This is a genomic window from Deinococcus sp. Marseille-Q6407, assembly GCF_946848805.1.
GTDB lineage: Bacteria > Deinococcota > Deinococci > Deinococcales > Deinococcaceae > Deinococcus.
The window spans coordinates 268,435-288,708 of the sequence record NZ_CAMPFU010000003.1; the positions used below are offsets into that span (position 1 = coordinate 268,435).

Genomic DNA, 20,274 nt, shown 5'->3' on the forward strand with positions numbered 1-20,274 from the left:
CATGTCCAGGGGCCGCTGCCCTATCCTGGGAGGCGTGATAGACCTCGTGACCGAATATGCTCCGCCCGCCGAATTGCCTGCCGCGCTGGAAAGCAGCTTGGAGGCTGTGATGCGGCACTTTGGCGTGGAAGACCGCGAGGTGACGGTGGTGCTGGTGGACGACCCCACCATTCAGGCGCTCAAGGCCGAGCACTGGGGTGAGGACGCCCCCACCGACGTGCTGAGCTTTCCCACCTGGGAACCGGGCGACCCCTTCATGCCGCCGCACCTGGGCGACATCATCATCAGCCTGGATACGGCGCTGCGGCAGGCAGAAGGCCGGGGCCACTCGCTGACCCGCGAGGCCGCGCTGCTGGCCAGCCACGGCATGACCCATCTGGTGGGCCACGACCACCCCCACGCCGAGGGTCTGGGCTTTGAAGAAGGCGCCACCGGGCCGGAGTGGCAGGTGTTCCATGACGCCTGGGCCGCCGCGCGGGCCGCTCTGCCCGCAGGCATCTAGGAAGATGCCCAAGAATGTCGGCTCGCCACTGAGCGTGGCCCGCTGGCGCCGCTCGGCGGGCTACGCCTGGGCCGGGGTGCGGCAGGTGTACCGCAGCGAGCCCAACTTCCGGATAGAGGTCTGGGCCGCCGTGCTGGCCCTGACGCTTACTCTGGCGCTGGGCGCGCCGCTGCCGCCCATCCTGCTGTCCTGCGCGCTGGTGCTGAGCCTGGAACTGCTGAACAGCGCCGTGGAAGCCGCCATAGACCTGGTCAGCCCGGAAGAACATCCGCTGGCGAAAGTGGCAAAGGACGCCGCCGCCGGCGCAGTGTACCTGGCGGCCTTTTTTGCTGCACTGGTGGGCCTCAGTGTGCTGGGGCCGCGGGTGTGGGCGCTGCTGGCAGCGGCGCTGGTCTGACCCCGGCCGGACACGCTGCCTCCCCGTCCAGCGCCTGTACCGTATTCAGCCCCAGCCGCGTGAGCGCAGGCAGACTGTACCGCGCCGCGCTGAGCGTCAGCGTGGGCCGCAGCTGGCCGGGCTGGTCAGAGCGCACAGCGTCGGTGGACGACACGCACAGGTCGCCGCGCCCGCGCCCATTCGGTTCCAGCCACAGGCGCTCGATGTTGCCGGGTGCGCCCGCTTTCGTGCGGTACACCACGCTGCGCATCCCACCCGACAGGTTCCACAGCCGCAGCGTATTGGCCCCGGCTCCGGCCAGATACTCGCCGTCCTGGGTCCAGAGCAAATAGATCACGTCGCTGTTCTTCAGTTCGCTCACTGCGCCGCCAGGCCGCGCCAGGTACACCCGGCAGCCGTGATATTTCACCGCGTCCCAGCAAAAGCGCACCGCCGCCGAATCGCCGCGCGGTGAGTAGAGGGTTTCTTCGTGCGCCCATAAACCTACGTCCATGCCGGCTTTACCGGCGTTTGAGGGGCCAGTCAAGGTGATGGCTTCGTTGCCCAAGTGGATGACCACGGCGGGTGTGGGCGGTGGGGGTGGCAGCGTCATGCCCTTAGCCTAGTGAGCAGAGCTGACGGGGGGGTGAAGGGGGGGTGGAGAGGTGGGAGCCAGAACAAAAGGAAGAGACATTGCCGGCCCTCCCCTGCCGCTGCCAGAACCGCGCAGAGCCTTCAGCAGACCACCCGCCTTTCAGCTGGAAGTCAGCTCTTTGAGCGCTACAGCGATGTACGCAGCAAAAGTGGCCCCGTATGAGTGGCACAGCTCCCCCGGCTCACAAAGTTATCCACAGGTTCAAGTTTCACTGTGGATAACTCTACGGACTCTGTCTGCCAGCGCAAAATTGTTGATCGCTTCCGTGAAACACTGTCCCGCACGCACTTTTCGCTGGGAGGTCCCGTAGGCAAATCCAGCAATGACAGCCCAGACTCCCCTGTTCTCTGGACAAATGTCTGGCCTTGTGGATAACTTCGCGCTCTGACGCTGCCGGAAACAGCAGAAAAATGGACGTTTGCTAAAGGTCGGGTGGGGCCGGCAGTCCCCACATGTCCGCCAGCCAGGCGCCGGCCTGCACCACATCGGTCAGCCGGCCGGGCGCGGGCACGCCCGACCAGGCCAGCGGGACCCGCGCCCGGGTGTGGCGGCGCACACTCAGGTCTTCCAGGTTGCCGTGGTCGCTGCTGATGACCGCCGCCGCGCCGGCGTCCAGGGCGCCGGCCAGCAGGGTGTCTACCCGCCGCAGGTATTCGCGGCCCGCCTGCAGCGAAGGCTCCGGCAGCGGCTGGGCTCCGCTGTGCCCGATGGCGTCACTCAGCCACAGGTCCAGCATCACCAGGTCGTAGGTGCCGGCGCGGGCGGCCTGTGCCAGCTCAGCGCCCAGCCGGGTCAGATTATCCAGCGGCCACTGTGGCTGCCAGGGCGCCGTGTAATTCAGCCCCAGGGTAGGCGGCACCGGGGGCAGGTCCGGCGGGTTCAGCGGCAGCCCCGCGCTGAGCACCGAGTGGGGAAAGCAGCCCGCGCGGGACCGGCCTCGGCTGGCCTGCTCGGCCTGTGCCGCAAAATAGGCCGGCGGATAAAAATTCGCCAGGGCCACCCGCCCCCCGGCCCGGCCGAGCCGCACCGGCAGGCTCCACTGGTCCAGCAACCGGCGCAGCGTGGGCCCCGGCTGTGGCCCGAAATGCTCGCCCATCAGGCGCACCGCGTCCTGCCCGGTCAGCCAGCAGGCCTGCCCAGTGCCGGACTGCGGCAGGCCGGGAACACCCAGCGCAGCGTCCAGCGTCAGCCCGGCATCTACCAGCGGGCGCAGGGTAGGCAGGGCCGTGTCCCAGACCGAGCCGGGCGGAGCGTCCTGCGGGTGGCCCACGCCGTCCAGCGCCAGCCAGATCAGTGGCCGGGCCGGGGGCTGGATCAGGGGCCGGCTCACTCCGGAGAGCCGCCCTGCTCAGGCTGCCGGGGTGGTTCGGGGTTCTGAAAACCGAAACGTTCGCCGTTCTGCCAGGCATTGCGGTCGTTGCCGTAGTTCGGCAGGCCGCCAGCTTCCTTGAGCAGCCGGCCCAGATGCAGCAGATTCCAGGCCATGATGGTGGCATTGCGCTGGGTGAATTCGTTGTCGAAGCCCACCGGCGTGCCCCCGTCGGTGGGGTCTCCATAACTGGGGCCAGGGCCAATTTCGCCCAGCCAGCCACAGTCGGCCTGTGGCGGCACCGTGTAACCCAGGTGCGACAGCGCAAAAGTCAGCGACATGGCGACGTGCTTGACGCCGTCCTCGTTGCCGGTCACCACCACGCCGCCCACCTTGCCGTAAAAGACGCTCTGGCCTTTCTCGTTCAGCTGGCCCGACATGCCGTACAGCCGCTCGATCATCACCCGGCAGATGGACGATTCCTCGCCCAGCCACAGCGGCGTGCCGATCACCAGAATGTCGGCCGCCTGCACCTTCGGCCACAGCTGCTCGGGCCAGGCGTCTTCTTTCCAGCCGTACTCGCGCATATCGGGGTAAACGCCGTTGGCGATGGGATAGTCCAGCGCGTAGACCGTCTCCACCTGCGCCCCGGCCCGCTCCATCAGCCCGGACACGGCGCTCATCAGGCTGCCGGTGTGCGACTGCGCCGAGTCTTTGGTGAGCGAGCAGTTGATAAAAAGGGCCCTCAGGCCAGCGAATTCAGCGGGGGCGGGCGGCTGGTGATCGGTCATCTGCCCAGCCTACGCCGGCCGGGGCCGGGCGCGGGCCAGCAAAGACTAAAGGTTTGCTGCAGGTTGGGCACCCCAGCTCACTCAGCCGGTAGAGGCGGTCGGCAGCGGGGGCACTGCCGGCGTGGTCCGCTTATGCGCCGAGCGGCGGAAATAGTCTTCCAGTCGCTGTGCGGTTTCGGCACTCACGGCCTTGCCCTCAAGGTAATCGTCAATCTCGCGGTAGCGCACGCCCAGGGCTTCCTCGTCGGGGAGGGCGGGGCGGTCTTCTTCCAGGTCGGCGGTGGGCACCTTTTCCCAGGTGGAGGCCGGGGCGCCCAATTCGCGCAGCAGCACCGCGCCCTGGCGCTTGGTCAGGCCGCTCAGCGGCATCAGGTCGGCGGCCCCGTCACCGAACTTGGTGAAGAACCCGGTAATCGCCTCGGCAGCGTGGTCGGTGCCCACCACCAGCAGGCCCTTTTGGCCGGCCACGGTGTACTGGGCAATCATGCGCTGGCGGGCTTTGATGTTGCCCTTGGTAAAGTCACCGATGCTGTTCTCGCCGGCCGCCAGCCCCTGCGCCAGCGCGTCCAGCGCGTCCTCGCAGGCCTGCTCCATGGCGTCGGTAGCCGGCTTGATATTGACGGTCAGGCGCACGTCGGGCTGGATAAAGTCCAGCGCCAGCTGCGCGTCGGCCTCGTCGAACTGCGCACCGTAGGGCAGGCGCATGGCGTAAAACTGGGCCTGCCCTTCTCCCCCGGCACGCACCTGTTCGCAGGCCAGCTGACAGAGCCGCCCGGCCAGGGTGGAATCCTGCCCCCCGCTGATGCCCAGCACCAAGCCCCGCGCGCCAGTGCGGCGCAGGTAATCGGCCAGAAAATCGGTGCGGCGCCGGATTTCGGCGGCGGGGTCGATGGTGGGCTGCACGCCCAGTTCCTGAATAATGCGGCGCTGCATCTCGGTGGGGGTGGTCATGCCGGCATTCTAGTGGGCGCGGGACATTCTGGTGAGCCTACGGCCTGGCACCTACAATGCGCCGTATGGGGCTGCTTGAAATCGTTACGCTGCTGGTCGCCGTCACGGCGCTGGCTTCGCTGCTGAACGTCTGGTACTTTCACCTCCCGGCGTCCATCGGGGTCACGGTGGTGGGGCTGCTGTTCAGCCTGCTCACGCTGGGGCTGGTCGCGGCGGGGGTGCCGGCTGCGCAGGACGCGGTTGATGTGCTGCGGGCGGTGGACTTCGACGAATTCGTGTTTCAGGGGGTGCTGTCGTTTCTGCTGTTCGCCGGGGCGATGGGCCTGAACTCGCGGGCGCTGTGGGAGCTGCGCGGGCCGGTCACGACCTTTGCAGTGGTTTCGACCGTGCTGTCCACTTTCCTGGTGGGCGGGCTGGTCTACGGGCTGCTGGGGATATTCGGGCTGCACATTCCCTTGATTCTGTGCCTGCTGTTCGGCGCCCTAATCTCGCCCACCGACCCGGTGGCGGTGCTGGCACTGCTGAAAGAGGCGCGGGTGCCGCAGAAGATGGAAACGGTGGTGGCCGGCGAATCGCTGTTCAATGACGGCGTGGGTGTGGTGCTGTTCAGCGTGCTCTCGGGTCTGGCGGCCTCGTCCGGGGTGCATGCCGGGCACGGCCCCGAGCTGAGCGTGCCGGGTGTGCTGGGCTTTTTTGCCCAGGAGGCGCTGGGCGGGCTGCTGCTGGGTTCCGTGCTGGGCTACCTGGGCTGGCTGGGCCTGAAATCCCAGCACGATTTCGTGACCGAGGTGCTGGTGTCGCTGGCAGTGGTGCTGGCCTGCACCACGCTGGGCCAGCACCTGCACGTCTCGGCGCCGCTGGCGGCGGTGGCGGCCGGGCTGCTGGTGGGCTCGCTGACCGACCAGCAACCGGGGGCACTCAGCTCGCGCGAGAAGTTCGATTCGGTCTGGCACCTGATTGACGAACTGCTGAACGTCCTTCTGTTCTTTATGCTGGCGCTGGAAGTGGTGGTGCTGCACTTCAGCCCCCAGCCCCTGGTGCTGGGCCTGCTGACCATTCCACTGGTGTTGCTCTCGCGGGCGCTGAGTGTGCAGGTCCCGTTCGCGCTGCTACAGCGCACCGCCCAGTTCACGCCGTTTACCCGCCGGGTGATGGTGTGGGGCGGCATGCGGGGCGCGCTGAGCGTGGCGATGGCCTTTACCCTGCCGGCCAGCGAAGGCCGCGACCTGTTTCTGGTGATGACCTACTGCGTGGTGATTTTCTCCATCGTGGTGCAGGGGCTGACCATGAGCGGCCTGGCCGCCAAAGCTGCCGCCGCCGCCGGCGAGGCGCCAGCCAGCGAGGAAGCGGCAGCAGCTCACTAGGCAGTCAGGTTCTCGTCAAATGAGGGCGCGGTCAGAATCTCCCATCACCCGGCGGGCAGGCTGGGTTAAGCTGAACCGCGACGTGACACAGTTTTTCTCTACCGCCCGCCTGCGTCCGGCCCTGCTGCTCAGCCTGAGCCTGGGGCTGGGCACGGCCGGCGCCCAGAGCCAGAGCGCTCCAGGCCACCTCGCTGCGGCGCCGCAGGCTGCCGGCTTCGCCACTGCTCCCGCTTTCCCGGGCGGCAACCTGCCGCACACTTTTGCGCCCGGCACGTCGGCCCTGACACTGCCGGTGCCCAGTGCGGCCCTTCAGCCCAGCGGCCAACCTTTACCCAGCGGCCAACTTTTACCCAGCGGTCAGCCTCTGCCCGGTCCGGCGCTGGCGCCTTCTATCCTGAGCGCCCCGGCACTGAACACGCCGCTGCTGGGCCAGCCGGCGGACCTGCTGCCGGCCAGTGTGCCGGCGGCCAGCCTGCCCACTCCCGACTCCACCCAAATCCGGGGGCTGTGGGTGGACGGCTTCGGCCCCGGCCTGAAGACAGCCGCGCAGGTGCAGCAGATGGTGGACGACGCCGAGAACATGGGCGTCAACGTGCTGGTGGTGCAGACTGTGCGCCGCGCCGACTGCTTTTGCCTGAAATCCAGCCTGCCGGTCGTAAGTGACAAGGACCTGCAGCCGGGCTTCGATCCCCTGGCCGAGGTGCTGCGCCTGGCCAAGCCCCGGGGCATCAAGGTGATTGCCTGGGCCAGCGTGACCGGCATCGGCAACCTGGGCAACCTGAACAGCAACCCCAACCACGTCTACCGGCTGCACGGCCCCCAGAGCAAGGACCCCTGGCTGGTGGTGCGCCAGGACGGCAGCTGGCAGGAAGGCAACGACGCCTGGCTGGACCCGGCCATTCCCGAGGCGGCCCGCTACATCAGCGACGGCCTGCTGAGCGTGGTCAAGAACTACGATGTGGATGGCATTCAGCTGGACCGTATCCGCTACCCCGACAGCGGTGACTGGGGCTACTCGCCCAAGACACTTTACCGCTACCAACTGGAAACCGGCCGCCAGGGCCGCCCCAGCCCCAGCGACGAATACTTCAAGGCCTGGAAGCGCGATCAGGTGACCGGGCTGGTGCGCCGCATCTCCGTGCAGGCCAAGGCCATCCGGCCCGAGCTGTGGGTCAGCGCGGCCACCATCGTTTATGGCAGCCCGCCCGCCGCCGGCGACCTCAAGGCCTTCCAGAGCACCGCTTCTTACCGCACCGTGCTGCAGGACTGGCCTAAGTGGATGAACGAGGGCCTGCTGGACATCAACATGCCGATGAACTACAAGCGCGAGAACGTGGCGCAGCAGGCCGGGTGGTACGACGGCTGGAACCGCTTTGCCCACAGTCTGCAGGGCCGGGGCCTGACCGCCAGCGGCTCCAGCATCTACCTCAACGGCCCGCAGGACTCGGCGGCGCAGGCGCAGCGGGCGCTGCAGGCCGGCGTGGGCTGGGTGGGTTACTCGTACCGCACCCCCACCCTGGCCGTGTACGAGGACAAACAGAACGCTGCCGCCGGCCGCGAAGCCGTGCGGCAGGCGCTGGCCAAGACCAGCCTGGCCCGGCCGGTGCGCTTCGACGGCCCGCCGCCCCACACCCGTGGCCTGCTGGGCACTGTGGCTGGGCAGGAACGTCTGGGCGGCCTGAAGGTGGAACTGCTGCAAAATGACAAGGTCGTTGCCACCAGCGTGACCGATGGCGGCGGCTTTTACGGCTTTATGGACGTGCCGGCCGGTGAAACCCGCGTCCGGGTCAGCGGGCAGGCCTGGAAAACCCGGGTGCCGGATAAAGGCATTGCCCAGGTGCCCAACCTGGTGATTCGCAAGCTGTCGCCGGTCAGCGCTCCGGCGCCCAGCCTCGCGCCCGCGCCCGGTGCCCCCGGCGCGCCCAACCTGGCGCCGCCCACCCCCCAGGAACTGCAGCGCGGCGGCGAAACGCCCGGCTGAGCCCGGCGGCGCGCGGAACTCTCACAGGAGCGGGCGGCGGCCTCCCCCAGCCTGCTCCTCTAAAGCATTTGACAAAAAGATGGCACAGCTTTTTGGTGAGCAAAGCGAGTGCAAAACAAAGAGTAGGACGGAAAATGGAGCGGGCGGCGGTGATGTTCCGACGCACGTGTCATTTGGAGAACTACTCTAGACTGGCCGCATGACGCAAGCCAGCACAGAGGGCATCGGCCCAGAGGATTTCCGCGCGACCCTGGGCCGCTTTGCCAGCGGCGTGACCATCATCACCGCCCGCGAGCCGGACGGCACCGCGCACGGCATGACTGCCAGCGCCTTTGTCTCGGTCAGCCTCAATCCGCCGCTGATTCTGGTGTCGGTAGACAAGCGGGCGCACATGCACAGCGTGCTGCTGGGCAGCGATGTGACGCAGTTCGGCGTCAGCATCCTGGCCCATGACCAGATTCATCTCAGCAACCATTTCGCCGGGCGGCCCGGCCCCGAGGAAGCGGTCCCCTGGCGCGAGCAGGCCGGCTTTCCGGTGCTGGGAGGCACAGTGGCCTCGGTGGTCTGCCGCAAGCAACAGGTGCTGGACGGCGGCGACCATACCCTCTTTCTGGGCCTGATCACTTCTACCGAGTACGCGGACCGCGAACCGCTGCTGTATTTCGGCAGTCGCTACGGCACCCTGGCACCCTGAACAGCCGGCAGTCCATCCAAGCCGGGGCCAGGGCCCGGGGAAAGATGCAGCGGGCCGAGCCGGCGCTGGTCTAGACTGTCCTGTATGACCCGCCTCGCTGTCATCGCTGATCTGCACGCCAATCTGGAAGCGACCCTGGCCGTGCACGCCGACATCCAGCGGCGCGGCATCAGCGAAATCTGGGTGCTGGGTGATCTGGTGGGCAAAGGCCCCCGCCCACGGGAAGTGGTGGACTGGGCGCAGGCGCACGCTGCCCGCGCCGTGCAGGGCAACTGGGACGCGCGGGTAGCCGGGGCCAGTCACCGCCCGCAGGACCTCTGGCCGCGCTCACAGCTGCGGCCGGCCGACCTGAAATACCTCGAAACCCTGCCGTTCGGCATCGAGGAAGAGTTCGGCGGGCTGTGCTGGCGCTTCGTGCATGCCAGCAGCCGGGGGGTATTTCAGAAGCTGTATCCCCATTCCAGCCTCTCGGAGCAGCTGGACAACTTTGCCCCGCAGCCGGCGCTGGGCCTGATGAACTACGCCGACGCGCTGGTGTTCGGCGACATTCACGAGGCGCTGCTGTTGGACGTGGAAGGCCAGCCGCTGCTGAACTGCGGCTCGGTGGGCAACCCCCTGGACAGTGTGCTGCCCAGTTACCTGATTCTGGATTTCAGCGCGCCGGGGTATACAGCGTCTTTTGTGCGGGTGCCCTACGACCGCGCCGCCGAGGTGCGGGCCGCCGAGGCCAGCGGAATGCCGTTCGTGCGTGAATACGTGGCCGAACTGATGACCGGGTCTTACCAGAAGCGCAAGGTTAGGAAACTGGACGAGGACTGAGGCGCGAGGCTGTCAATCCAGCAAGACCTGAGCAATCATTTGTTGTGAGCGCTCCCGGATGCTCGGGGCTGTGTCCCAGTAGTAGGGCAGGGCAAAGAGGGCCACCGACAGCGCCCACCCACGCGCCCGCTGCCAGGTGGCCTCGTCCACGCCGCTCAGCTGTCGGTAGCTTCGGCGCTGAAACGGCGTGAACAACTGCCAGGCACCCAGGAAATCGGCTGCCGGATCACCTACGCCCAGACCACCAAAATCAATCACCGCACTGAGCCGTCCGGCCTGTGTCAACAGGTTGCCGCCGAGCGGGTCGCCGTGAATCCACACCGGCGGCCCGGACCAGTCAGGGGATTCCATCACGGCGTCCCAGGCACGCAGGACGGCGCGGCCATTGACCCGCGCCCCCAGCTCCTGTATCACCTCACGCACATCTTCATCTCGCAGACGCACCGGGCCACCCCGTCCGGCAGCTGGAGCCTCTGCCGGCGCGGGCTGCCGATGAAGCGCCTGGAAAAATCCAGCCAGGTCACTGGTCAGCCCCTGCGGGTGTGATGACTGTCCCGCCTGTGGATGCTTGCCTGGCAGCCAGGGGCAAATGCTCCAGTTCCAGGGATACTCTTCTGCAGCCACGCCACAAAATATGGGCACAGAAACGGGCACCGGCAGCTGTGGGGCCAGCTGCGGCAACCAGCGCCATTCGCCATTCCTTCTCAACATCTTCTGCTGCCCAGCCGATACGCGGCAACCGGACCGCCAGCTGATCACCCAGACGAAATACCGCATTATCAGTTCCATCGGAAGCAACGCGGCGCAGCGGCAGCACAGCCCACTGCGGAGCTTGAGCTGCCAGCAGGCGCCGGACCAGCTCAGGTGAAAGCTCCAGCTCTTCGGCATGCATACGTAGGGTCATTGCTCCGTAGCATAAGTGGCTACAGCAGCGGTTCGCCTTCACCAGCCAGCAGGGTTTCTGTTGTTTTCCTCTAGCGCCCCGCCCGCGTGAACAGCACCAGCCCCACCAGAATGGTGACCAGCCCGGCCCAGGCCAGCGGGCCAGGCAGCGGAGAACCCAGCAGCAGCACCCCGCCCAGCAGCGCGAAGATCACCTCGCTGGCCTGGGTGGCGTCCACCGTGGCAATCTCGCCGGGGGTGCGGGCCTCGTCGCGGGCATACAGAAACAGCCCGGTGGCAATCACGCCCGAGAGCAGCGCCACCAGTGCAGTGCTCACCCTCACCACCTGCCCGCCCTGCGGCAGCACTGGGTGCAGCAGCCCCAGCACACCCCACAGCGGCATGGACCCCAGTGTCATCAGCCAGATGCGCCCGAAGGTGTTTTTCAGCAGCGGCGTGCGGATATACGGCACCCGCGCTGCCCAGGAGCGGGCGCCCGGCGTGCCGGCGGCCGGGCCGGGCCGGGCCGCCTGCCAGACCAGCTGGTTGCCGGCCGGATAACAGAACGCGGCCAGCAGGGCCGGCAGCGCCCCGTACAGCAACGACTCACCCAGGGTCTGCCCCGATGCGCCATGCGGCTGGCCCAGGTTGGTCAGGCAAACCCCAGCAAACACCAGCAGCGCCGAGAAAATCACCCCGCGCGAGAACGGCTGCCCGAAGGCCGCCAGCACGATCAGGCTGGCGACCACCGTGAACTGGAAGGTGGCCGCCACCACCCAGGCACTGGCATAGGCCGAGCTGAAGCACAGCAGCGCGTAAAAGGCCCCGAAGCCCAGGCTGCCGGCCAGCACCCAGAAGGGCGCGTGCCGGCGGAATTCCTGCCACAGCCCCCGCAGCAGCGCCGGGCCACCCTGCACCAGCAGCATGACGCTGAGCAGCAGCAGCACGAACAGGTACCGCAGGCTGGCGCTCCAGAACCAGTGACCGCCCTGAGCGCTCATCTGTTCATTCAACACGTAGGTCGAGCTGAAAAAGGCGCTGGCCAGCAGTCCCAACCCCAGCAGCCGCAGCACTTCAGTCGGCCTGCCCAGGGGTGGGGGGAGCGGGGGGCGCCAGCTGCCCAACCCGCCCGGCCAGTGACCCCGGTTCCAGCAGGCTGGCTCCGGGACCAAAGCGGGCGACCGTGGCGCGGTGCAGCAGCCAAAAAGCGATGCCCACCCCCAGCAGGCTGATGCCGAAGCTGGGCAGGCGCATGATGGCGTTGACCTCGGCCACCTGCGCGTTGAAGGCGTCGCTGCCGAATTCGGCCGTCACCCGCTGGTAGTTCACGAAAGAGTTGAGCAGGCCGCTCAGAATATCCACCAGGGCGAACACCACCGTGGCATTGGCCAGGGCGCGGTGAATCTGTGGGTCGTCCATAGCCTGCTGCGTCAGGGCGCGCTTGTCGGGCGACTCGTTCAGCGAGGCAGCGTCCATGAAGATCCGGAACAGCGGCACACGTGTCCCGGCACTGATCAAAAAGGCCAATCCCAGCAGATACGACCGGGCGCTGTCCTTGACCGCGTACCAGAAGCCGTCCACATACCAGAAGGCCAGCGCGCCCCCGACCAGGGCGCCGGCGCCGCCCAGCAGCGCCACCGGGCTGACATTGCGGTTGCGAATCAGGTCCCAGGCCACGTACACCACCGGAATCAGCGCAGCGGCCAGGTAGGCGCGGACGTTGCCCTGGGTGCCGCCGCCCAGCTGATCTGCCACCGAAAACCCGCTGCCCAGCAGGTTGGGGCTCAGCACCGCAATCGGAACCACCAGGGTGAAAATCAGGTCACGGATGGTCTGCGGCACGGCGCCCTGACCGGGCTTCCGGGGAGGGGAGGGCGGCGGAGACGGCGCCTGAGACGAGGTGGGCGGCTGAGAACGGGGCTGGGTCATGGTCGGCCTTCACTATGCCACGCGGCGCAGAGCCGGCCCGGGGGCCTGGAGAACGCTGGCCCCAGCACAGGCGGCCGCGTTAGCCTGAGGGCCATATGGACATCACCCCGGCCCTGCTGCTCAACGCACTCATGATCTTCAGCCTCCGGATTCTGGACGTGTCGCTGGGCACCCTGCGCATCGGGATGATTGTGCGCGGGCGGCGCAACCTGGCGGGCGTCCTGAGCTTTTTTGAGTCGCTGATCTGGCTGATTGCGGCGGCGCAGGTGCTGAACAATTTGGAAAATCCCATTCAGTTCGTGGCCTACGCCGGGGGCTACGCGGCCGGCACCCTGATCGGCACCTGGATTGAGGAGCGGCTGGCGGTGGGCAAGGTGGTGCTGCGGGCCTTCGTGCCCATCTCGGCACCCGACCTGGCCGGAGCGCTGCGCAGCGCCGGATATTACGTCACGGCGCTCAACGGCTCGGGCCGCGACGGTGACGTGCGGATTCTGTTCAGCGTGATTCCGCGCAAGCAGTCCGGCCGGGTTCTGCGGCTGATCGAGGAGGTCTATCCCAAGGCGTTCGTGACCATCGAAGAGGTGAGCACCGCCGCGCTGCAGGACGCCTCGGTGCGGCAGGAACGCATGGCACGGCGCTTTCGCATCACCCGCAAGTGACTTCTGCAAAGGTCAGCCTTTTCTCAATCTGACGGCGGCCTCCTTTCATGAGCCGCACGGGGCGGCGCTCTAGGGTAAAGGCACTTCACCAAAGGGAGGTTCCACAATGTTTGAAGACCTGAAACGAGAACTGCACGAAAAGATGGCGTCCCTGAATGCGGCCCAAGCAGGCCAGGGCCAGATGTCCGGCCAGGCCGGTGCCGGCGCCCATGATCCCCGCGACACCAACGGTGACGGCGTGGTCAGCGCCCAGGAAGCCGCCGCTTACGTGCGCGACTACCTGCAGAGCGCCAGCCCCGAAGAGCGCGACAGCCTGATGAAGGATTACCTGGGCAAGCTGTCGCCCGAGGACCGTCAGCAGATGGGCGACGCGATTGTGCGCAGCTCCAGCAACCCGGTGCAGCAGGTCAACCCAGCCGACGACCGCGACCTGATTGACGCCTACACCAAGGCTGCGCAGGCCCCCGCGCAGAACGGCCAGAGCCCGCTGGAAGCCGCTTTTGCCGAAGGCGGCGCGCTGAGCAGCCCGCTGGCTAAGGCTGGTCTGGTAGGCCTGGCCGCAGTGATCGGTTCCAAGGTGCTACAGGGCAACCGCAGCTGACTTGCAATCCGCTGGCCCTGCCGGGCCGGTTTCCAGAACTCCGCCCTGCCCCCTTTCCGGCGCAGCGGAGTTTTTCGCCGTCATTGGGACCCTGATCCGGCCCGCAGGAAGGCGGCCGGAGTAAACTCGGAAGTCAGATGCCGCTTCAGTTTCTTCAGACCATTGCCCAGACGCCCGCTCCCACCTTTGAGGAGGAGACCCGGGCCGAGCTGATGGTCCAGCTGTGGCGTGAGCTGGGATACGCACCTGAGCGCGACGGTGCCGGCAACGTGCTGGTGCGGATTGCGCCGGGCAGCGGGCGACCCAGCCAGCGGGGGCCGCTGCTGCTGGCCTCGCATTTGGACACGGTCTTCAGCCCCCAGACCGACGTGACAGTGCGGGCGCAGCCGGGCCGCTGGTACGGTCCCGGCCTGGGCGACAACTCGTCCAGCCTGGCGGTGCTGACCGCACTGCTGCGCGACCTGGACCCCGCCACGCTGAGCGCCCCACTGTGGGTGGCCGCCAATGTGGGCGAAGAAGGTCTGGGCGACCTACGCGGCGCCAAGTACCTGCTGGCCCAGCACGCCCACGAGCTGGGTGCCTTCGTGGCGGTAGACGGCTACCTGGGCTCGGCGGTGACGCAGGCGGTGGGGGTGCGGCGTTATCAGGCGCAGTTCAGCGGGCCCGGCGGCCACTCCTGGGGCGAGGCGGTGCCCAGCGCGGTGCATGCCCTGGGCGCGGCGATCGAGGCGCTTTATGCGCTGCCCCGGCCGGCGCACCCCCGCACCACCCTGAACGTGGGGGTCGTGTCGGGCGGCAGCACCGTCAATTCCATCGCGGCGGCGGCATCGCTGCTGCTGGACCTGCGTTCACTGGGTGCCCGCGAGCTGGACGAGCTGGAGCAGCAGGCGGTGGCGGCCCTGCACCACACGGCGCAGCAGGTGGGCGTGGCCCTGCAGCTGGAACGGGTAAGCGACCGGCCAGGCGGCTCACTGAACGTGGCCGAACTGTTGCCGATGGCTCAGCAGGCCGCCCGCGCCGTGGGGGTCGAACTGCGCACGGCCGCCAGTTCCACCGACGCCAACGCCGCTGCGCCCTATGGCCTGCCGGCGCTGTCTCTCGGGGTCTACCGAGGCGGCCACGCCCACCGCGACGACGAATGGGTGGACCCCAGCAGCCACGCACAGGGCCTGGCTTTCCTGCAGGGTTTTATCGCCAACTACCAGAACTGAGGCCCTGATCCGCGCTGCGGCCTTTTAACGGCGCCGCTCAGGACAGCGGCAGCAGCTGCAGGGTTCCTGAGTTCACGTCTCCGTCAATGGTCAGCACTTCCAGGCGGCAGGGCAGGTCGTCGCGGCCTAGCTCACGGCTCAGATATTCCAGGGCGGCTCGCTGCATCAGCGCCAGCTTGCGTGGGGTCACGCTCTCGGCAGCGCTGCCGTAGCGGCTGTGGCTGCGGTGACGCACCTCGGTAAACACCAGGCAGGCTCCTTCGCGGCTGACCAGATCAATTTCGCCGCCGGGAATGCGGTAATTGCGGGCCAGCAGTTCGCGGCCCTGCGCCTCCAGATAGCGGGCGGCCCGGTCTTCGGCGGCAGCGCCTTTCATCCGGTCTGCTCCGGCCCAACCTGGTCTGGTGCGGCGGCGTGCCCCAGTTCAGCCAGCAGCTCGCGGTAAAGCCCGGCGGCGGCGCGGGCCACTTCCGGCAGCGGGGCCCCCAGGGCCAGGCGGCTGTCAGCCACGGCCAGCGCTTCGGCCAGCACCGCCGGATGCAGCGGCCAGGGTGTAGAGGCGGCGGCTGTCAGAAGTGACGTTGCAGCTTCTGGCCTTCCCATACGCGCACCCTCCTCGCTCAGTTCGTCCAGGGCCTGCCGGGCGGCCTGCCGCTCTGCCTCGCGTTTACTGCCAGCGGTTCCTTGCCCCAGCCGCTGCCCATCACACCAGACCTCGGTCAGGAAACTGGGCGCGTGGGGCGGCCCGCTTTCCTGCAAGCGGAAGTCGGGGGTCAGGCCCTGGGCGGCCAGCGCCGCTATCAGGTCTCCTTTGGGGTTCTCGGCCATGCCCTCAGCATAGCGGCGCGGCAGGCTGCCTCAGTTCCGGGGCACCGGCGCGGCAACACTCCAGATGCCGGCAAAGTTCGCCAGCTGGGTGTCGGTGCCAGGCGTGGCATAGGCACTGATGCTGCCGTCCAGATACAGGGCGTCGGGGCAGTGCAGGGTGTCACGGAAAAAGATGGCGAAGGCGTAGAAATTCACCGGCGCATTGCTGACGGCAAACCGCACCCGGCCATCGCTGCAGACCCCCACCCCGCTGCGCAGCTTGAACGACGTGCTGTGCGGGTCGAACGAAGGGGGCAGCTGGCCCCGGCGCACCAGCAGCGGCCCCGACTGCGCCGCGTACTGCGGGTGCAGCCGACGGGAGACATACTCGTCCGTTTCGGTGACGCCGGCCCGCCGGCCATCCACCCAAAACACCCCATTGGGCTGCCAGGCAAAATTGCCCCCAGTGCGTGCGAAATTCAGCGGCACCTCTTCCCGGCCCTGTTCCACATGCAGACCCAGCGGCTTGAAGCCGGGAGCGTAAATGCCGCTGTTGGTCATGAACAGCGCCCGGCTGCCTTCTTTGCGCAGTCGCTCACGCAGCTGCGCGAAGGTCAGATAAGGTTGCCCGGTGGTGGGGTTGAGCCAGTGCAGCCGCAGGTCGTCGCGCCGCAGGTCCACCGCAGCGACGGTATAGCTGCTCAGGCCACCGCGCACCTGCTGCAGGGTCAGCGCCGGCGCGGTGGGCGCCAGGCCCACAAAGGCCAGGCCCAGGGTGGCTACACGCTGAAGCTGTCGTCGCATCTGCATCCAGTCCATCATGACGGCTGGCTGCCAGGCCGGCATGAAAGAGTGGTGAGCAGCAAGCAGGCAGGCGCAGCAGGACTTGCACGCCGGAAAAGGCTGTGTTACTATTCCTTTCGCGCACGAAAAGGCGTGAAGTACACATATTCGGCAGTAGCTCAGTGGCAGAGCATCCGACTGTTAATCGGACGGTCGTTGGTTCGACCCCAACCTGCCGAGCCAGTAAGAGAATCCCCCGTCCTGAACGGGGGGTTTTTCTTTGGAGCAAAAGTAAGAGGGAGGCGGCGCTGCGCCCCTCCCCTACTCCACGCTCTCCGCCTAGTCGCGGCGGCCCAGGCTGCCGATCAAGGAGATGCGCTGTTCGGCCATGATGCGTGCCACCGCGTGCACCGGCTGCGCCGAGTGCTGCGCCACCTCGCAGATGCGGGCCACGTTCTGGTACACCAGCTCGGCGGCTTCTTCCTTGCCGCAGCCGTAAGCTGCTGCGATCAGCCCCGCGCTGTTGATAGCAAAGTCGGGCACATAGACGATGCCGGCTTCGCGCACGGCGTTTTCTCCGGCGTGGGTCAGGGGATGGTGCTCGCCGCCGGCAATCATGCGGCACTGCAGCCGGGGCACCGCCGAGAGTGGAATGCTGCTGCCACTGGAACAGGGCGCAAAGATGTCGCAGGGCGCGTCGAACAGGTCGGCCGGCTCCATCGCCACCGCGCCGAAGTCCTCGACCAGTTCCTGCATCACGGCGGGGCGGTGGTCGGCCACGATCAGGCGCGCACCTTCGCGGTGCAGGTGCTCGGCCAGTTCGCGGCCCATGGCGCCCAGCCCGTAGATGGCCACCCGCACGCCGCGCAAGCTTTCGCTGTCCAGCACGTACTTGGCCGCTGCCTTCATGCCACGGTAGACGCCGTAACCGGTCACCCGGCTGGTGTCGGTGTGCTGGCCCAGCGTGCCGGGCGTTTCCTGCGCCACAAAGGCGATGTCGCGCGGCGTGACGCCGATGTCTTCGGTCAGGATGACCCGGCTGCTCAGCGGCCGCAGCTCGCGCCCCAGCGCCCGGAACAGCGCCTCACGGGCGTGTGGCTGGGATTTGGAACTGAGCAGGTCGCCGCCGTCGCCCGACATGATCACGCAGGCGCCGCCCCCGTAGTTCAGGCCCGCCAGCGCCGACTTGAGGGTCAGGCTCTCGCTGAGGTCCAGCGCCGAGCGCACCAGGTCTTCTTCGTCCAGCTGCCGCAGCCGCACGCCGGCAATGGCCGGGCCCAGCACGGTGGAGTGCACCGCCAGCACGGCGCGCAGGCCGGTCAGGGGGTGCTGAATCAGGGACAGGGCTTCGTGGCCGCGGGAATGGAGTTCGTCAAACATCAGCATTGGTCGGCTCCTTGCCGGCGGGGCCGGGGGTGTGAGAGGCACGTCATAGAGGCAAGATATACTGCGCCGTGAACACCTGACAGGTGGTCCCGCCGCTATCTTCAGCGGAGCCGTCAGCAGCGCCCTCCGCCAGTCCGGGTGATTTTTGCCCCGCGCCCGGCAACCAGGGCCGCCTGCCCCGGCCAACCGCTTTCCTTCTTTCCTGTTTTGCAGCGTTTTGCAGAGTGGACCAAAGGCCCCCCGCCGGAAACGGAACGGCCGGCAGTCCAGGCCAGTCAGCAGGCCAATCAGCGAGGTCAAGATGAATGCAGTTCTGTCCCGAATCCCGGTCAAGATGCTCGGGGACGTGATGTCCACGCGCGCCCTGGAACGCATTATCCAGGACGCCGCCGAGGAGCGCCGCGTCCACCCCGCGCAGCTCGATGCCCAGGCGCTGGAAAGCGTGCTAAAAAAGGACATCTACCGCCGGCTCCAGACCAGCCTGCCGGCGCAGCTGGCCAAAAAGCGGGTGCAGGACGTGCTGGCCGAGGTGCAGCGGGTTGCGGCCGAGGTGGGCACCGTGGATTACGTGCCGGCCGACCTCAGCAGTCTGGAAGAGGGCGTGCGCAAGTTCACGCTGTACTTCGACTGGCCCGAGTCACAGCGCCTGCGCGGCGTGCTGAGCATGGCCCGGCAGGAAGAGGCGGTGGGCAACGACGTGACTGCCCTGCTGGACGAGGGCGAGACCCTGATCGGGCAGATGGAGCGGCGGCTGGCCGAGGGCCTGGTGGCCCAGGGGCAGGACCTGGCCGAGCTGAAAGCGTCGTTCGAGCGGGTCAGTGGCCTTGGTGGGCGCGAGGTGCGGCGGCTGGACACCTTGCTGGAACAGATTGACGACGCTCAGAAACAGGGCATGCTGCTGCCCGGCGAGGTAGAACGGGCCCGCACCCTCAGCCTGAAGCTGCGCCGGCAGCTGGAATCGTCTGTGGTGGAAAGCAGCGCCGGCGCGGCCGTGCTGGACCCCACTGCCGAGGCCAAGATCCGGGCGCTGGAACAGGAACACGCCGGGCGGCGCCTGGAAGACCTGATGACCGAATTCGGGCAGCTGATCGGGGTGCGGCCCGAACTGGAAGCGCGGGGCCGTGAACTGAGCGCGGCGCTCACCGCCGGCACCCTGAGCGACGCGGCGCTGGACCAGTGGCAAGAAGAGCTGAATCAGCAGCGCACCCAGCTGCGCAGCGAGCAGCTGGAGCAGCTGAACGAGCTGGAAAGCCGCCTGGCCGAGCAACCGGCCAGCCAGGAAGCCGAGCAGGCCCGCATCACCCAGGGTCTGGCCCGCCACACCCTGGAAGAGGGGGGCCTGGCCGCCGACGAACTGCGCGACCTGGACCTGGCGCTGAGCGCCCTGCAGGCACCGGGCAGCTCGGCCGAGGCCCTGATGCGCCAGCAGCGCGAGCTGACCGAACTGGAACGCAGCGCCCGCGACGTGACCGGCGCCGCCGAGGAGCTCGCTCCCCAGATCACCCAGGCCCGCGAAACCCTCAAGCAGGGCGGCAGCGTTGATATCGACAGCATGTACGGTGTTCTGGAACGCCGGATGGGGCAGGCAGCGCAGGAACGCGAGGACCTGGACGTCCGGGCCGATCACGTGATTCGCGAGTACGATTCGGTGCGCGACCTGGCCGGCGAGACCACCCAGAAGCTGGGCCGCCTGGCCGACGCCCTGCGTGCCCAGCGCCGCCTGGGTCAGCTCTCGGCCCAGGCCCGTGGCCGCTACGTGCAGACCCTGACCGAAGCCGAAGCCCTGCTGGACGAAGCCCGCGCTGAGTACCAAGCCGCTCAGGAAGTCACCGCCAGCTTCGGCGAAGATGCCCTCAGCGACCTGCTGGGCATCTTCGACCTGGAAGGCGAAGGCGGCAGCGATGGCCTGTTTGACGTGGACACCAGCGAACCGGAACCCGGCGCCGACCTGCTGGTCAGTGATGCGGCGCCTGCCGCCTCTGCACCGGGCCAAGCCGAGCCGCGCGCCGGTGGGGGCCACGCCAGTGAAACGGCCACCGCTGCCGCGTCAGACGGCAGCTTCAACCCCTTTGCCTTTCTGGGCGGCGCAGCGGCGACCACCTCGCCAGCCGCTGTATCAGAATCGGACCCAATAGAACCAACAGAACCGGATCCTGCGGCAGCGGCCACCGAGGCGGAAACGGCGCCTACAACAGATGACCAGGCAGGCGCGGCAGCCCTGACCCGGCCGCTGCCGCCCAGCGCCTGGCTGTTCACGGCTGACGGGCAACTGCAAGGCGGACAGCCCAACCACGCCGCCGAGCGGGTCGCCTCTTTGCTGGAACGCGCCGCCGCACTGGGCATTCGCCGGATGCGCTTCGAGGACAGCGACTGGAGCTGGAGCGCCCGGCGCAGCGCATCCGGCAGCTGGCGCCTGGCCCGCGCCGCTGACGCCGCCACGCTGGAACTGAACAGCGGCGCCTGGCTGAAAGAAGACTGACACTGCCCCGGCCGCCCGGCCAATCCAGCCGATTCAGAAAAGAGACGCGTAGCCGGTTACCGGCACACGCGCCTTTTTGAACAGAGACTGGCAGC

At 67.8% G+C, this 20,274-nt stretch carries 21 protein-coding genes and 1 tRNA gene; 11 read left to right on the forward strand and 11 right to left on the reverse strand.

Features of this window, described 5'->3' with window-relative positions; translation table 11 throughout:
• The first annotated feature begins 1 nt into the window (after position 1).
• Both ybeY and OCI36_RS08410 read left to right on the forward strand, forming a co-directional pair.
• A complete protein-coding gene (gene ybeY / locus OCI36_RS08405) occupies positions 2-502 on the forward strand; it encodes an rRNA maturation RNase YbeY (protein ID WP_409996729.1) in 501 nt (166 codons plus the stop codon).
• Between the two features lie 4 nt (positions 503-506).
• The gene (locus tag OCI36_RS08410) at positions 507-899 is read left to right on the forward strand and encodes a diacylglycerol kinase (protein WP_261664637.1); all 393 of its coding nucleotides are present in this window, start codon (positions 507-509) and stop codon (positions 897-899) included.
• On the opposite strand, the gene OCI36_RS08415 is transcribed toward OCI36_RS08410, so the two are convergent.
• The 4 genes from OCI36_RS08415 to nadE all read right to left on the reverse strand — a co-directional run bounded on the left by OCI36_RS08415 (position 847) and on the right by nadE (position 4,584).
• Positions 847-1,491, reverse strand: a complete 645-nt coding sequence (locus OCI36_RS08415) for a hypothetical protein (RefSeq protein WP_261664638.1) — start codon at positions 1,489-1,491, stop codon at positions 847-849. The two genes, OCI36_RS08410 and OCI36_RS08415, sit on opposite strands and share 53 nt — an antisense overlap.
• Before the next feature lie 463 nt (positions 1,492-1,954).
• Positions 1,955-2,863, reverse strand: coding sequence for a metalloenzyme domain protein (locus tag OCI36_RS08420; RefSeq protein ID WP_261664639.1), 909 nt, complete (start codon positions 2,861-2,863; stop codon positions 1,955-1,957).
• Positions 2,860-3,633, reverse strand: a complete 774-nt coding sequence (locus tag OCI36_RS08425) for a flavodoxin family protein (protein WP_261664640.1) — start codon at positions 3,631-3,633, stop codon at positions 2,860-2,862. The genes OCI36_RS08420 and OCI36_RS08425 overlap by 4 nt, the downstream gene beginning before the upstream one ends.
• Positions 3,634-3,714: 81 nt before the next feature.
• Positions 3,715-4,584, reverse strand: coding sequence for an ammonia-dependent NAD(+) synthetase (gene nadE / locus OCI36_RS08430; protein WP_261664641.1), 870 nt, complete (start codon positions 4,582-4,584; stop codon positions 3,715-3,717).
• A 65-nt stretch (positions 4,585-4,649) separates the two neighbouring features.
• Between nadE and OCI36_RS08435 the strand changes: the two genes are divergently transcribed.
• The 4 genes from OCI36_RS08435 (at position 4,650) to OCI36_RS08450 (ending at position 9,442) form a co-directional block, all read left to right on the forward strand.
• Complete coding sequence (locus OCI36_RS08435) at positions 4,650-5,948, forward strand: cation:proton antiporter (RefSeq protein WP_261664642.1); 1,299 nt, start codon at positions 4,650-4,652, stop codon at positions 5,946-5,948.
• Between the two features lie 82 nt (positions 5,949-6,030).
• Positions 6,031-7,929: a family 10 glycosylhydrolase gene (locus tag OCI36_RS08440; RefSeq protein ID WP_261664643.1), complete on the forward strand. Its 1,899-nt coding sequence runs from the start codon at positions 6,031-6,033 to the stop codon at positions 7,927-7,929.
• A gap of 199 nt (positions 7,930-8,128) precedes the next feature.
• Positions 8,129-8,623 carry a flavin reductase family protein gene (locus tag OCI36_RS08445; RefSeq protein ID WP_261664644.1) on the forward strand — a complete coding sequence of 165 codons (495 nt, stop codon included), beginning with the start codon at positions 8,129-8,131 and terminating at the stop codon, positions 8,621-8,623.
• A gap of 84 nt (positions 8,624-8,707) precedes the next feature.
• Positions 8,708-9,442, forward strand: a complete 735-nt coding sequence (locus OCI36_RS08450) for a metallophosphoesterase family protein (RefSeq protein WP_261664645.1) — start codon at positions 8,708-8,710, stop codon at positions 9,440-9,442.
• Positions 9,443-9,454: 12 nt separating this feature from the next.
• Here OCI36_RS08450 and OCI36_RS08455 read toward each other — a convergent pair whose 3' ends face one another.
• The 3 genes from OCI36_RS08455 to OCI36_RS08465 form a co-directional block, all read right to left on the reverse strand.
• On the reverse strand, positions 9,455-10,330 hold the full coding sequence (locus OCI36_RS08455) for an aminoglycoside phosphotransferase family protein (protein WP_315941264.1): 876 nt from the start codon (positions 10,328-10,330) through the stop codon (positions 9,455-9,457).
• Between the two features lie 86 nt (positions 10,331-10,416).
• Positions 10,417-11,397 (reverse strand): multidrug resistance efflux transporter family protein, encoded by a 981-nt coding sequence (locus OCI36_RS08460; protein ID WP_261664647.1) that lies wholly within the window; start codon positions 11,395-11,397, stop codon positions 10,417-10,419.
• Between the two features lies 1 nt (position 11,398).
• Positions 11,399-12,253: a VC0807 family protein gene (locus tag OCI36_RS08465; protein WP_261664648.1), complete on the reverse strand. Its 855-nt coding sequence runs from the start codon at positions 12,251-12,253 to the stop codon at positions 11,399-11,401.
• Between the two features lie 95 nt (positions 12,254-12,348).
• Between OCI36_RS08465 and OCI36_RS08470 the strand changes: the two genes are divergently transcribed.
• The 3 genes from OCI36_RS08470 to OCI36_RS08480 all read left to right on the forward strand — a co-directional run bounded on the left by OCI36_RS08470 (position 12,349) and on the right by OCI36_RS08480 (position 14,724).
• Positions 12,349-12,912, forward strand: a complete 564-nt coding sequence (locus tag OCI36_RS08470; protein WP_261664649.1) for a DUF2179 domain-containing protein — start codon at positions 12,349-12,351, stop codon at positions 12,910-12,912.
• A gap of 106 nt (positions 12,913-13,018) precedes the next feature.
• The gene (locus tag OCI36_RS08475; RefSeq protein ID WP_261664650.1) at positions 13,019-13,513 is read left to right on the forward strand and encodes a hypothetical protein; all 495 of its coding nucleotides are present in this window, start codon (positions 13,019-13,021) and stop codon (positions 13,511-13,513) included.
• A gap of 137 nt (positions 13,514-13,650) precedes the next feature.
• Positions 13,651-14,724: a M20/M25/M40 family metallo-hydrolase gene (locus OCI36_RS08480; protein WP_261664651.1), complete on the forward strand. Its 1,074-nt coding sequence runs from the start codon at positions 13,651-13,653 to the stop codon at positions 14,722-14,724.
• Positions 14,725-14,761: 37 nt separating this feature from the next.
• Here OCI36_RS08480 and OCI36_RS08485 read toward each other — a convergent pair whose 3' ends face one another.
• The 3 genes from OCI36_RS08485 to OCI36_RS08495 are packed head-to-tail and all read right to left on the reverse strand — an operon-like array spanning position 14,762 to position 16,335.
• Positions 14,762-15,100 (reverse strand): YraN family protein, encoded by a 339-nt coding sequence (locus tag OCI36_RS08485; RefSeq protein ID WP_261664652.1) that lies wholly within the window; start codon positions 15,098-15,100, stop codon positions 14,762-14,764.
• Positions 15,097-15,552: a putative dsRNA-binding protein gene (locus tag OCI36_RS08490; protein WP_261664653.1), complete on the reverse strand. Its 456-nt coding sequence runs from the start codon at positions 15,550-15,552 to the stop codon at positions 15,097-15,099. The genes OCI36_RS08485 and OCI36_RS08490 overlap by 4 nt, the downstream gene beginning before the upstream one ends.
• A gap of 30 nt (positions 15,553-15,582) precedes the next feature.
• A complete protein-coding gene (locus tag OCI36_RS08495; protein WP_261664654.1) occupies positions 15,583-16,335 on the reverse strand; it encodes a phosphodiester glycosidase family protein in 753 nt (250 codons plus the stop codon).
• A 147-nt stretch (positions 16,336-16,482) separates the two neighbouring features.
• On the opposite strand from OCI36_RS08495, the gene OCI36_RS08500 reads away from it, so the two are divergent.
• Positions 16,483-16,557 (forward strand) — tRNA-Asn (locus OCI36_RS08500).
• Between the two features lie 96 nt (positions 16,558-16,653).
• Here the strand turns inward: OCI36_RS08500 and OCI36_RS08505 are convergent.
• Positions 16,654-17,700 (reverse strand): Glu/Leu/Phe/Val dehydrogenase family protein, encoded by a 1,047-nt coding sequence (locus OCI36_RS08505; protein ID WP_261664655.1) that lies wholly within the window; start codon positions 17,698-17,700, stop codon positions 16,654-16,656.
• Positions 17,701-18,001: 301 nt separating this feature from the next.
• Here OCI36_RS08505 and OCI36_RS08510 point away from each other — a divergent pair, with 301 nt between their 5' ends.
• Positions 18,002-20,179, forward strand: coding sequence for a hypothetical protein (locus OCI36_RS08510; protein WP_261664656.1), 2,178 nt, complete (start codon positions 18,002-18,004; stop codon positions 20,177-20,179).
• Positions 20,180-20,274 lie beyond the last annotated feature (95 nt).